Origin of the sequence: Streptomyces sp. NPDC026659 (assembly GCF_040638245.1) — a bacterium.
GTDB lineage: Bacteria > Actinomycetota > Actinomycetes > Streptomycetales > Streptomycetaceae > Streptomyces.
In genome coordinates this window covers 155804-168824 of sequence record NZ_JBEZXY010000013.1, presented here as the reverse complement: position 1 = coordinate 168824, position 13021 = coordinate 155804, and the positions used below count along the sequence as shown (strand labels likewise).

The 13021-nt window shown below is 71.4% G+C and carries 9 protein-coding genes and 1 pseudogene; 3 read left to right on the top strand and 7 right to left on the bottom strand.

What is annotated here, in order from left to right; all coding sequences use genetic code 11:
• Positions 1-7: 7 nt before the first annotated feature.
• Complete coding sequence (locus AB0E91_RS28480; protein WP_361787729.1) at positions 8-409, bottom strand: hypothetical protein; 402 nt, start codon at positions 407-409, stop codon at positions 8-10.
• A gap of 288 nt (positions 410-697) precedes the next feature.
• On the opposite strand from AB0E91_RS28480, the gene AB0E91_RS28475 reads away from it, so the two are divergent.
• Both AB0E91_RS28475 and AB0E91_RS28470 read left to right on the top strand, forming a co-directional pair.
• Positions 698-1696 (top strand): ArsR family transcriptional regulator, encoded by a 999-nt coding sequence (locus tag AB0E91_RS28475; protein ID WP_361787727.1) that lies wholly within the window; start codon positions 698-700, stop codon positions 1694-1696.
• A 385-nt stretch (positions 1697-2081) separates the two neighbouring features.
• On the top strand, positions 2082-3392 hold the full coding sequence (locus AB0E91_RS28470) for an MFS transporter (RefSeq protein WP_361787725.1): 1311 nt from the start codon (positions 2082-2084) through the stop codon (positions 3390-3392).
• A gap of 239 nt (positions 3393-3631) precedes the next feature.
• On the opposite strand, the gene AB0E91_RS28465 is transcribed toward AB0E91_RS28470, so the two are convergent.
• Positions 3632-4129, bottom strand: coding sequence for a transglycosylase SLT domain-containing protein (locus AB0E91_RS28465; protein ID WP_361787723.1), 498 nt, complete (start codon positions 4127-4129; stop codon positions 3632-3634).
• A 430-nt stretch (positions 4130-4559) separates the two neighbouring features.
• Here AB0E91_RS28465 and AB0E91_RS28460 point away from each other — a divergent pair, with 430 nt between their 5' ends.
• A complete protein-coding gene (locus AB0E91_RS28460) occupies positions 4560-4949 on the top strand; it encodes a VOC family protein (protein WP_361787721.1) in 390 nt (129 codons plus the stop codon).
• Between the two features lie 82 nt (positions 4950-5031).
• On the opposite strand, the gene AB0E91_RS28455 is transcribed toward AB0E91_RS28460, so the two are convergent.
• The 5 genes and pseudogenes from AB0E91_RS28455 to AB0E91_RS28435 form a co-directional block, all read right to left on the bottom strand.
• Positions 5032-5862, bottom strand: a complete 831-nt coding sequence (locus AB0E91_RS28455; RefSeq protein ID WP_361787719.1) for a sterol desaturase family protein — start codon at positions 5860-5862, stop codon at positions 5032-5034.
• A 1-nt stretch (position 5863) separates the two neighbouring features.
• Positions 5864-6577: a GntR family transcriptional regulator gene (locus AB0E91_RS28450; protein ID WP_361787717.1), complete on the bottom strand. Its 714-nt coding sequence runs from the start codon at positions 6575-6577 to the stop codon at positions 5864-5866.
• A gap of 54 nt (positions 6578-6631) precedes the next feature.
• The gene (locus AB0E91_RS28445; protein WP_361787715.1) at positions 6632-7408 is read right to left on the bottom strand and encodes a glycoside hydrolase; all 777 of its coding nucleotides are present in this window, start codon (positions 7406-7408) and stop codon (positions 6632-6634) included.
• Between the two features lie 221 nt (positions 7409-7629).
• Positions 7630-9186, bottom strand: a pseudogene (locus AB0E91_RS28440) (glycoside hydrolase family 6 protein); the annotation flags it as partial.
• Positions 9187-9897: 711 nt separating this feature from the next.
• Positions 9898-13008 (bottom strand): CHAT domain-containing protein, encoded by a 3111-nt coding sequence (locus AB0E91_RS28435; protein WP_361787713.1) that lies wholly within the window; start codon positions 13006-13008, stop codon positions 9898-9900.
• Between the last annotated feature and the right edge of the window lie 13 nt (positions 13009-13021).

The following is a 13021-nucleotide window of genomic DNA, read 5'->3' as shown; positions in this document are numbered from 1 at the left end:
CGACGGGTCAGAAGGCGATCTGGACGCGCGCGGAGGAGCCTTCGAGGTCCACGCCGAGAGGCACGGTGAACTTGCTGCCGTCCTTGACGTCGGTGGCGATGGTCTTCCAGCTCCGGCCGACCTGGGTCCAGTAGTTGCACGCGCCGACCCGGGTGAACTTCACGCAGGCCCAGACGAATTCGGCGTCGCCGCTCACCATGCGGAGGTTGATGTCGGCACAGCGGGACGTCGTGGTGTAGGGCCCGAACTCGGCGGCGTCCCCGTAGTTCACGGTGACGGCGCCGCCGTAGCAACTGGTGGCCGCCGACGAGGTGTTGGCGGAGGCGGCCGACGCGGTGACGGGCGCCGAGACGGCGAGGGCCGCGAGCAGGGCCGCCGCCGCGGCCGGGTGGGTGAGGATCTTCGCCATCGGGTTCCTTCGGTGTCCGTTCGTTCCGTGGGCTCGGGTGCGGGCTCGTTCCGTGGGCTCGTTCGGTGAACTCGTTCGGCGGGCTCGTTCGGCGGGCCGGGGACATGCGGAAGGTGCGGAGTGCGGCGGGTCGGACCGGTGGGAGACGGAGTACCGCGCGGGCGTGCCGGGGAGCCGAGGTGCCATCGGGATCGGTGCGGCTGAGCGAGTTCATGCTCCGGGGTGCGCTTTCGGCTGTCATGCTCATTCGAAGAGGGTCAAATGACGCCGGTGGAGAGGGTGTTGAGCGTGCTTCGCTTTCATTTCTCGGCTGAGGATCTGGCCAGGACCCGGGTTGCCGCCGCCCCGCATCCGCTGTGGGAGATCGCCGCCAGCCTCCACCGCTTCCAGACCCCGGCGGGCCGCTGGGCCTACGCGCAGTGGTACCGCACGGCGCGCGAGCGGTTACGGGAGGCGGGCCTGGAGAGCGCGGTACGGCAGCTTCTGCTCCCCCTCTTTCCCCGCGCGTCGTACTGGCCGGACTTCCTCACTCCGCTGGAGGGCGTGTCCGGCCTGGAGGCTGGGCTGGGGGCGATTCTGGCGACGCCTCCGGAGCGGGTGACGGCGGAACTGGCCACCCTGGCACGGATCAGACGTCTCCCGCCGCACCTGGCCCGCCTGCCGGAGCGGGGGGCCCGCGCCGAGCTGGTGAGCGTGCTGCGGGCCTACCACCGCGCGGTGATCGAGCCCCACGAGGAGTGGATGCAGGAGAGCGTCCATGCCGAACGCGTACGCCTGGGCCGGCAGCTGCTCGACGGCGGCACCGAGGGCCTGCTCGGGGGACTCGGCCCGGCGGTGCGCTGGCACCATCCCCGGCTGGAGATCGGCACGTACCCGACGCGGCAGGACATCCGTCTTGAGGGCCGGGGCCTGCTCCTCATCCCGTCCTACTTCTGCTGGAAGGGCCCGGTCTCCCTCGCCGATCCCGCCCTGCCTCCCGTCCTCACCTACTCCCTCCACCACGAGCCACCCCGCCCGGCCCCCGGCTCCCCCTCCCTGGAGGTCCTCCTGGGCCGAGCCCGGGCCACGGTCCTGCGCGCCACCGCCGCGGGCGCCACCACCACCGAAGCCGCCCACCGCGCGGGCGTGACCCCGGCCACGGCCACCCACCACACCACAGCCCTGCGCGACGCGGGCCTCATCACCAGCCACCGCCACGGCAACACGGTCATCCACACGCTGACGCTGCTGGGGGCGACGATGGTGAGCCGGAACATGAAGGAGGCTCCGCCGGACGCTGCCGGTTGAAGCGGTGCCGCGCCCTAGGCGAGGGGGCACCTCACCGGCCGGCGAGCGGGAAGCTGCGCTCGTCCGGCCTCGCGCCGGTCCGGACGGGCCGGGCGACGGCCCGCTCCACCTGCTCGCTGTCCTTCGGCAGGGCTGGGACGGCGTGGGCCACCGCCTCAAGCGACAGCGTGGGGCCGCTGCCGAAGTGAGCGCGGCGCGGTCGGTTCCGCCGCGCCTGCCACCTAGCATGCTCAACGCACCGGCGTTCCCAGGACAGAACGGAGTCGGCGACGTGCCCTTCGCGGAATCGGTCGGTGAGGGGGTTCCCGGGCCGTCCGGCGGCCCGGACCCGACGGCCCGACGGCGGGGCCCGGCGCCGCTACTGGCCGTGTGCGCCGGGTATTTCATGGTCATCCTGGACGTCACGATCATCAACGTCGCCGTGCCCGTGGTGGGCCGGGATCTGTCGGCCTCCCTCACCGGCATCCAGTGGATCACGGACGGCTACACCCTGGTGTTCGCCGGTTTTCTGATGACGGGTGGCGCGCTGGGCGACCGGCTGGGGAACCGGCGCGTCTTCTGTGCGGGTGTATGGGTGTTCACGGCGTCATCGGCGGCCTGCGCGTTCGCGCCGAACGCCCTCTTCCTGATCGCGGCGCGGCTGGTGGAAGGACTCGGTGCGGCGCTGATCGTGCCCGGTTCCCTCGCGCTGCTCCAGGAGGCCTACCCCGCGCCGGCGGCACGCTCGCGTGCCTTCGGCCTGTGGGGCTCGATGGCGGGCGTCGCGGCCTCCGCGGGCCCGCTGCTGGGCGGACTGCTGGTGTCGACGGTGGGCTGGCGCTGGGTCTTTCTCATCAATCTGCCGGTCGGCGTGGCCTGTCTCGTCCTGACGTTGCGCCATGTGGCGCGGTCTCCGCGTCATGCGGGCCGGGCCCTGGACTGGCCCGCGCAGTGTGCCGTGGTGGCGGCGGTGGCCCTGCTGACCGCGTCATTGAACGAGGTGGGACGGCGCGGCTGGTCCGACCCGGCCGTTCTTGCCGGGCTGGGCCTTTCCGTGGTGGCCGTCGTGGCGTTCCTGGTACGTGAGCGGGTGGCCCGGTCCCCCGCCCTACCGCTCCGGCTGCTGCGCTCACGCACCATGGGCGGCGGGGCCGTCGTGGGCATGCTGTTCAACTTCGGCTTCTACGGCATGGTGTTCACCGCCAGCCTGGATTTCCAGCACCGGCGCCATTTCAGTGCGCTGGAGACCGGGCTGGCCTTGTTCCCGGCGGTGGCGATGACCATGTTCGCCTCGGTCCTGTCCGGGCGGCTGACCCGTCGCACCGGTGACCGGCCGCTGGTGACTTCGGGCATGCTGCTGGGCGCTCTCGGACTGGCCGGCTGGGCGGCGGCGGGCCCCGAACCCGCCTATGCGCTGCTGGTCGTACCGATGATGGCCGCCGGATTCGGGACGTCCTTCGCGCTGACCGGTACGACCGCCACCGTGATGGGGTCCGCACCTCCGGCGTACCAGGGAGGCGCCTCGGCCCTGTTCAACACCACCCGCCAGATCGGCAGCGCCACCGGTGTGGCGCTCGGCGGCAGTCTCCTGGCGACCGGCGGCGGCTACGGAACCGGGGTGCGTGTCAGCATGGCGATCGGTGCTCTCGCCTATCTGAGCGCGGCGGCCGTCGCCTGGGTGTGCGTGCCGGCCCGGGCGCGGGGCGCGGACCGGTGACGGCGGCGCGGTCGTCTCCGCCCTCCGGGCCGTCGCCGCGGAAGCACTGAGCGCCGCCGGTCCGACCGGTACCGACGCAATGGCCGTGCCGGCGCGCGAGACCATCGAAGAACTCGCCGAACAGGCCTCAGCCGGCCGGCTGGTCGCGTCGGTACCGACACCGGGGAGTGCTGAACGGCAGTGGCCCCCGACCGGTTGCGGTCGGGGGCCACTGCGACGAGATGCGTGAGGGTGCCGGCTCAGTAGGCGGAGTTGACGTTGTCGATCGAGCCGTAGCGGTGGGCGGCGTAGTTGGCGGCCGCGGTGATGTTCGCCACCGGGTCGGTGATGCTCTGGGCGGTGCCGGCCACATGGTAGGCGTTGAACGTCGGGTCGATCACCTGCAGCAGGCCCTTGGAAGGGATGCCCTTCTGGGCGTTGACGTCCCAGTTGTTCTGCGCGTTGGGGTTACCGCTGGACTCGCGCATGATGTTGCGCTTCAGACCGTCGTAGCTGCCCGGGATGTGCTTGGCCTTCATGATGGCCAGCGACTGCCGGATCCAGCCGTCCAGGCTCCCCGACGCGGCATTGGTGTGCGCGTGCTGGGCGGTGACCTGGTGGGTGACGTGGGCGTCGGCGGCGAACGCGGACGACGGCATCAGCGTCACGGCGGCGGCCGCGGCACCGGCGGTGGCCAGGCCGGTCAGGGCGAGGTTGCGAAGACGGGCAGGACGGCGGGAAGTAAAGATGGTGTTCATGAAGGGGTCTCTCCAGAAGACGTCGTTGAGGCACGGGCCGGAATCGGTCGCGGCCTGTTGGGCGTCGGGGCGAGGCCCCGCTGTCACCGGGGCAGAAAAGAACCGGCACCAGGCGATCACCACCTGGTCCGGCGTATTGCTCCGGCAACGACAAACATGATTAACGGTGGACAAATCGCCACGCAAGCATGTGACCTACTACCCCGATACGGAGCAATGTCCGATATGCACCGTTTTGGGGCTTTAGGTGCTGTTCGCGGCGAAGCTCTTCTACGATCCGCGATAGGACGTGACCTGCCTCCTATGAGCACCGTCACGAGCCACCCGCCACTCGCCTCCTCCCGTATCACACCGGGTGACCCGTCGGACACGGCCGGGCGGCGACGTCCCGCCTCTGGACGGCGGAAGCCGGTCATGGTCGGGTGGGCGCATGAGTTCCCTGATCCGTCACATCACCGTGGACTGCGCCGACCCCTACGTTCTCGCCACGTTCTGGGCCGGGGCGCTGGGAGGCTCCCTCGCCGACGACGACTTCCCGGGAGATCCGGAGGCCGTGGTGACCACCGCGACCGCCGCCCTGCTGTTCGTCAGGAGTGATGAGCGCAAGACGGTGAAGAACCGCGTGCATCTGGATCTTCAACCCCAGGACCGTACCCGGAACGAGGAGGTCGAGCGCCTGCTCTCGCTCGGTGCCACCCTCCAGGGCGACCACCGTCGGCCCGACGGTTCCGGATGGGTGACCCTGCTGGACCCCGAGGGCAACGAGTTCTGCGTGGAACGCGGCGCGGAGGAACTGGCGGCCGACCGACGGGGCTGTTGAGTCGACGCCCGTTCCGAAGCGGGGGGACTCCCCGCCTCCCGCGTCGCCGACACGGACCGGCCGCTGCCGTCCCTCCCCCGAGTCAGCGGGATGCGGGTGCCCAGCCGGGCGGGCCCAGCAGGTACCCGGCGCGGTCGCGCCAGCTCGTCGCCGAGCGGACGTCGCGCCAGGTGGCCGCGTACTCGTGGAAGGCGACGCGCAGCGGGTTGTGGGTGTCGATGTTCTTGGTCAGGCCGTACACCACCCGCTCGCCCTCGGGCTCGAAGGTGCCGAGGAGCCGGTCCCAGACGATGAGGATGCCGCCGTAATTGCGGTCCAGGTAGACGTTGTTGGAGCCATGGTGCGCGCGGTGGTGGGACGGGGTGTTGAAGACCCACTCCACCGGGCGCCACAGCTTGTCCACCCGCTCGGTGTGCAGGAAGAACTGGTAGACGAGGCTGACGGACTGCTGGAGGAGGATCATCCAGGGCGGTACGCCGAGCAGTGCGAGCGGCAGCCAGAACGGCAGCGTCGTCATCGGCGTCCAGCTCTGCCGGAGCGCGGTCGACAGGTTGAAGCGCACGCTGGAGTGGTGGACCACATGGCTCGCCCACAGCACCCGCACCCGGTGGTGGGCGCGGTGGAAGACGTAGTAGGCCAGGTCGTCGGCGAAGAACAGCAGCAGCCAGGTCCACGGGGAGGACGCCGAGAGGTGCCAGGGGGCGACGGTGAAGACGGCGGCGTACACCACGACCGTCACCGCCTTCCACGGCAGCCCGATCACCTGGCTTCCGGCGCCCATGGACATGCTGGTGACGGTGTCGCGCAGCTCGTAGCCGCGTTCGTCGTCGTCGGGGAGGAAGCGGTACGACAGCGCCTCCACGACCACGAGGAGTACGAAGGCGGGTATCGCGTAGACGACGGCCGGGATCATGTCAGTTCACCGCTTCCGGGGCTTCGGTGGGGACACTGCGGGACAGCAACTCGCGGGCGAGCCGTTCGGCGGCGTAGGACTCACGGGCGGCGATCAGCGTGCCGAGCCTCAAGTGGGCCTCCACATCGAGGAGTTCATCGGCGCGCAGGGCGTCCGGCGCCTCGGCGACCGGGAGTGCGCCGGTGACGAGGCTGTTGAAGGCCAGCAGGTAGGCGATGTTCCCGGAGCCCTCCACCACGAGCCGCCACCACGCGACGTCCGCCTCGCCCAACTCCGTGAAGTCCGGGCCCTGTACGGCGTACCGGCTCGCGCTCTCCATGATGTGCGCGGCGGCCCGGTCGGAGCAGCGCAGCGCGCACAGGCGGGCCGCGTCGGCACCGATGCAGGCGCGCATCTCCAATGCGGCGCGGGTGAGTTCGGCGGTCGTGGGGCCGGTGTCGGCCGCCGCGATCCCCAGGGCGAGCTCGAGTCCGGCGGTACGCCGCCAGTCCAGGACGAGGGTGCGGCCACCGTGGCTGACTTCGACCAGCCGGGCCTGCTGGAGCCGCTTCACGGCCTCGCGGACCGCGTGCCGGTTCACCCCGAACTCGGCCGCGAGGTCGCGTTCGGCGGTGAGCGGGGCGCCGGGCGGGAGCGAGCCGCCGAGAATCCGGTCGCGCAGTACGGCGTAGAGCTGGTCGGAGACCGCCTCACGCCGTACGGGTAAGGGAGTCATGGCGAACAGAGTGGATGATGGCCGGACACTGGTCAACTGGTTGGACCAGAATGGTCAGTTGACGCTCGCGGAGAACCTCGTGACCGCCAGGCCCGCGCCGTTCTGCCAGGGCTCGAAGCCGGCCTGCACGCTCGTGAGGTACCAGTCCGGGGTCGCGAGGCCCTGCGCGACGGCGGCGTCGATGAAGTCCTTGACGTTGAAGCTCAGGCCCGTCAGGGCCGAGGGGGCGACGTAGGAGATCACGTCGTTCTGGCCGTTGCTGCCCCGCCATACGTCCCAACCGTGCCCGGCGAGGGAGGCGGTGCCGGTCTTCGAGCCGATGGGCTGGACCGGGCCGCTCCGGTTCAGCCAGATCATGATCTCGGTCCTGTTGACGCCGTCCTTCCTGGGCGTCGGGTCCAGCCAGATGTCGTACGCGGCGTCGTAGACCGCCCCGCCGACGTACTGGTACGCGATCGTGCTGGGCACGCTGCCGATGGTCCTGATCTGCCTGGGCAGGTTCGTACCCGGCGAGCAGTTCGTGTAGTGGCAGCCGGCGAAGATCGAGGGGTACGACTTCGGGGCTCCGTTCGTGGGCACCGAGCCGTCGGCACGCGTGAGCCGGAAGCCGTCGCCGACCTGGTTCACGCACTGGGGGGAGCTGGTGCCCCAGGCGTTGTTCTGCACGACGTAGCCGCCGGGCGTGGTGGTCGAGCCGAACTGGTCGCACACCTGGGTGTCCGCCCGGGCGGGGCCCGTTGCGGCGGTGACGGCGGTGACCGAACCCGCGGCCAGGACGAGCGCGGCCGCGAGCCGGTGAACGGGGCGTGATGTGCGGGACTTCGTGTTCACGGGAGTTCCTTCCGTCCGAATGTGGGGGGGACAGATGGCTGTTTGCCGACCCGGCCCCGCATCACATCGCATCGCGTCGCGTCGCGTCGGGGCAGGGCAGGGCAGGGCCGATGGGGGGAACCGGACGCAGGGGCCGCCCGGTTCCCCCGGCTCTCGTGGCCGACGGTCTACGGCTCGGTGCCCCAGACGAGCGTGCCGCCCACGTAGACCGTCACCTTGGGGGCGTCGGCGTACGAGGTGCCGGTGACGCTCCCGGTCCTGACACCGTCCCGGTAGACGTCGTACCCGGTGACCCCCGTGTTGTCGGTCGCCGCGCGCCAGGTGAGGGAGACGCTGTCGGCCGTCGTCGCCGAGACGGCCACGCCGGTGGGAGTGGTCGGCGCCTGGGTGTCTCCGCCTCCGCCGCCCGAACCGCTCACGGGCGGGTAGGCGTTGGCGAGGAGTTGCCGGAACTGGGCCGGGAACCAGTGTCCGGCCAGCGGCGAGTCGGGCAGCGCTCCGGTGGGGTTGTTGCCGTTGCGCGCGTTGCCGGTGTACGTGGGATCGCACATCCGGTCGAAGCTCTTGCCCTCGTCGTTGTCGACGGCCTTGCTGGCGCCGTCGGACTCGCCCGGCGGCTTGGCCCACACATAGGCGTCGATGCCTGAGTCGGGTGCGGTCGTCGGCCGTTCGCCGAGTCCGGCGCCGCTCTGGTTGCACCAGTTGCCGGCGTGGATGCGCCGGTCGATACGGCCGCCGTCGACGTAGGCGTCGACGCCGGTCGTGGGGCCGGGACCGGCCGGCCGGGCGGCGCCGCCCCAGCCGTTGCGGGAGGTGTCGATCAGCATCCCGATCCCGCTGGCGAAGCCCTGGGAGACGAGGGCGGACCGCAGGCCCTGGGCGTACGTCGTCTCGTCGTCGTACTGGTTCCAGTCGATCCACTTCGACTGGCGCACGGTGGCGCCGTTCACCGTGTCGGTGATCTTGACGTAGGGCTCCTTGGTGGCCGAGTAGTTCGCCGTGTTGACGATGAAGCCCGTCACGTCGTCCACCGTGGCGCCGCTGGTCGTCGCGGCCTTCTTGAACTCCTGCGCGGACGGCACCAGGTTGCTGTCCCAACCGAGCCAGCCGTGGTGTCCGGCGTCGATGTAGTTGTAGGTGTTGGGCAGCGCGCCGAGCTTGTGCAGGGCGTAGCCGACACCCTTCTCGTAGTTGCCGTTGGCCTTCATCGTGGCGCACTCGGGGGTGGACCCCGCCGTACCGCCCGCGTTGGTGACGAGGTTGGGCAGCGAGTCGGGCTCGATGAGATTCACGATGCGCAGGCTCGCGTAGGCCGGGTCGGCGAGGACGGCCGCGATCGGGTCGATGTAGTCGGTCTGGTAGCGGCCGAGTTCGTCGGCGCCCAGCTCGCCGTTGGAGGCGAGGGCGGCGCAGTCCCGGCCCGGGAGGTCGTAGATGACGAGCTGGACGAGGTTGGCGCCCTGCGCCTTCGCCGCGTCGAGGTGGGCCTTGAGGCCGCGCGCCTCCGACGTGCCGTTGATGGCGGCGATGCGGTCGAGCCACACGAAGGTCGGCTGGTCCGCCACCGCCGAACCACCCGGCTCCGCCGCGGCCCTGGCCGACCAGTCGGGGTTCACGTAGGGCTTGGCACCCACGTAGGGGTTGTCCAGTTTGGCGGCGGCCGAGGCCGTCTGCGGCACGGCGGTCAGGGACAGCGCTCCGAGAAGGGCGCCGGCGGCCAGTGCGGCGGTCCGTCTGGGCCGAGGGTGACGTGGGGTTGTGGATTCACGGGAGGACATGGGGGTCTCCTGAATGAATGTCACGGTGAACGGGTGCGGGAGTAAGCGGATCTCGCAGGGCGGAATGCGGGGGTCCCTGCGGGCGCGGCGCCACGGGCGGGCCCGGAGTGCGCTCCCAGCGTCCTGGGCGCCTTCCGGGGTTCGTCGTCGCGTCGCACGGAGGTGCCCGGCAGCGGAGCACGCTGAGGACAGGACACCTGTCTTGGGAGCGCTCCCACGGTGCGCCTCCGCGTCGAAGCTGTCAACACCCGCGTCAACAGGCTTGCGGAGGAAGCGAGTTGAACGAACCACCCGCCCACACCACCAGAAGGGTCGGAGGCCACGCCGGGGCGGTGCGCGCGACCGACGGCGCCCGGCCTCCACCGCCACGGAGACATTTCCGCCAACTTCCCCGACGCGGGTCGATGTCGGCATCGAAGTATTGACGGCCGGGCGGTTCGTGGCTTCCATGGGCCCCAGTCCGGCTCCGACGAGTCGGGGTCACCGGAAGCGGGACACTTCCGCGTCGGCCCCGGGGAGCCGTCAAGCCGGGTAACCGACAGTCCACTTCGAGCGGAGAGACCCCTGCGCCTGAGCGTGGGAGCGCTCCCACACCTCATCGTCCGAAAGGAGCCGCGATGCGTTGGTCCAAGACGTCCACAGCTCGGTGAGCCGGATCGAACGGCCGGATGGCCCCGCTACCCGCCGGTCGGGGGTGCCGCACCCCCGCGATCAGGAGCCGACGTGGACGAAGGAAGCCCACAGAGCGATGGGCAGCGTGGCGGAAAGGGCTCGCTGTGTGTGCACGAGCGCCCGGGCCGGCGGCTCCCCCCGCGCAAGGCGCCGGTGGTAGTCGGCCATCAGATCGGGGGCGGTCTCGTCGTCGACGGGCCACAGAGCGGCGACAACGGAACGCGCGCCCGCCATGAGCAGCACCGGCGCGGGGCCGATCGCCTCGTCGGGCAGGCGGGTACCGGTCAGCGCGGCGTCACAGACGCCCAGGACCAGATGGACCGGGGACAGCAGCCTCCTGCCGAACAGATCCGCGAGCCGGACCCCCGTTCCGAAGCGCAGGACGGAGTTGAACGGATCCTCGAAGTCGATCGCGAAGTGACAGGCGACGTGCGCCACGTCCGCGTCCCTCAGGTGTGTGAGCAACGCGTCGGCGGCGCTCCCGCCGTCCGCCGGTGCGGCTCCCGGGGAACCCGGGCTCGGGGAGGGCGTCGTGCCGCGGCGCAGCACCCGGTGGCGCGCGGGCACGCCTGCCGTCGCGCGGACCAGCTCGTCGGCGTTCACGTAGCAGGAAGCGACCCGGTGCGCCTCGGACTCGACCGCGGGCAGATGGTCCGCGCCCTCCCCCGCGTCGCAGACGACCACCGCCCTCGGCACCGCAGGCCACGGCCCGGCAGCGCCGACCGAGCGCGCGTTGGGAAGAACGTGGGGAACGGTCCGCTCGAACAGAGCCTCGCCCTCCTCGGCCCGCGCGACCGTGAGAGGAAGCGCGGCGATCCGGCCGACAGGAATCAGACCCACCGCGCTCGCACCCCTCAGCGCATCCGCGGCGTCCATCGCCCCCACCACCTCGGCGACCAGGTTGCGCCACGTCCAGTCCACCACCTCTTCGACAGCGGCGTTCCAGCGGCCGAGTTGGGCCTCCGTGTCATCGGGGCCGTCCGCCGTGTCCGGGGGCCTGAACGCCTCCCGCAGGTCGGCGAGTACCTCGTCGATCTCCGTGGTGGTGACGTCGAGGAAGACAGGGGTCACCGCGCCGTCCGCCGCCACGATCAGGACTACCGTGCCGGCGTAGGTGGCCGCCCAGTAGACCAGGGGGCCGCCCAGCCGTCGCGCGGCCGTGACGACGTCGTCGAGGACGACCGTGTCCGCGGGCAGCCCGGCGGCTTCGGCCAGGAGGGTGGCGGATGCCTGCTCGAGGTGGACCACGGCCCGCTCCGGTGTCTCGGCCCGGGCCGCGGCGACGGCGGCCATGGCAGCGGTTCCCTGCACCGCGAAACGCGCACGCTCCTGGTCCGCGAGGTGGGGACGCTGTGCCGTCAGGGCCCGAGTGGCGTCGAGGGAGAGAGCGAGGGCCTGTTCGCACTGGTCCCAGAGGCGGAACCGGAAGGCGACGTCGCCCAGACGCCGACCGGCGAACTGCGTGACGAAGGGCTGCTCGGCGGCGAGGGCTTCGTCCCACAGGTCGCAGGCCCGTTGCAGATCGGGCAGGTGGGCGGGTGCCCCGGAGCGTTCGGCCCGGGAGGCGTAGTGGCAGCCGAGGGTGTAGGCGATGCGGGCACGGGCCGAGGATGTCTCCGCTGCCTGGGCGAGGGCCTTTTCGTAGCAGCCGATCGCCTCCTCGAAGTCCTCGGGCGAGTCCGTCAGCTCGGCGCGGGACGACAGCCGGGAGGCGAGGCCGGTGAGATGGACGACGCGGTCCGGGGAAGCCTTCGGGGTCAGCTTCAGGGCCTCCCGCGCATAGCGGACGGCCTGGTCGAGATCGGCGACCGCCGGGCGGTCCTGGCCGTCGGACCACAGTGCCAGCGCCTTGGTCTCGTACATGCCGGCCGCCGCCGCGAGCACGACGGCACGTTCCGGCGACGCGGTCCGCCGCTTCCCCAGAACGCGGAGGAGGCAGGCGATGCCGTCCGTCAGGTCCCGCCGCTCGCCGACCAGTTCGTAGCGCTGGTGGAGCGCGTGGGCGAGGTTGACGCGCAGTGCCATCTCGATGTCGACGCGCGTGCCCGCGTCGAGCGCCTCGCGTGCCAGGGAGATCGCCTGGTCGAGGTCGTCACGGTTGCCGTCGTGCTCGAACCGTTCCGTGATGGTCAGACAGATCTGATTGGCCAGGACCGCACGGTCCTGGGGGCTGAGCCCGCCGTGCGCGCGTGCGCCCTGGGCACGGGTGATCGCGGTGTCCAGCGCGCTGCGGTCGCCGCGGTGACCGTAGCGCGCGAAGTCCAGCACCGCTGCCGTGCCGAGACGGCCGGGGCGCCCCGGGTGATCGGCGGGCAGCAGGGCGAGCGCCCGGGCCATGGCCGTCCCGGCGTCCTCCAGATACCCGGCATCCCCATCCCGCTCGAACTGTGCCAGCCTCACCTGCGCCAGGGTGTCCCACCAGCTCGCCTCGTCGAGGGCGCGCAGGGGCGACCCCGGCTCCTCCCCCATCAGAAGAACCGCCTCGTTCAACGGCTCGCCCCCACCGGCCCCCGTCTCATGGGCGGCCAGGAGCGCCAGCGCGAGGTTGACCCGGGCACCCGTCGCGGCGTCCGGGTCCGGGCCGCCGAGGACGATCCGGAACGTCACGACCGCGCGATCCAGGTCCGCCGGATCGCGGCGGAGGGCATGGCGTTTGCTGTACGCCGTCGCCAGGTTCGAGGCGATCACCGCCCGGCCCTCCTCGTCGATGCCGTCGTCCGCGAGCGCGGGCTCGAGCAGCGTCACGCATTCCTCGAGATGGTCGGCGCGTTCCCGCTCCTCCCAGGACGTCAGCAGGGCACTGGCGAGATTGACCCGGTCGGTGACCCAGGTGCTCGCGTCATCGGCTGCCACCCGGGCGCGGCCGAGCCGGATCGCGTCGTCCAGGTCCGCTCGCGCGCTGTCTCCCCGGCGGCGGAAGCGGCGTACCAGATCGACGGCCAGGCAGACCTCGACACGGCGCCGGGTGTCGCCGTCGAGGGTCAGGCCGAGCAATTCCCGGCCGAACTGTACCGATTCGTCTTCCAGGTCCGCTAGCTTGGCCTCGTCGTCGAGATCGTCGTCGAGGGCCTGCTGCAGACGTTCGTAGCGCAGAACCTTGGCTTGCACGTGTTCTTCGCAGTCCGCGAGCGCGGCCGGGAGTGCGTCCACGGCTGCGAGTCTA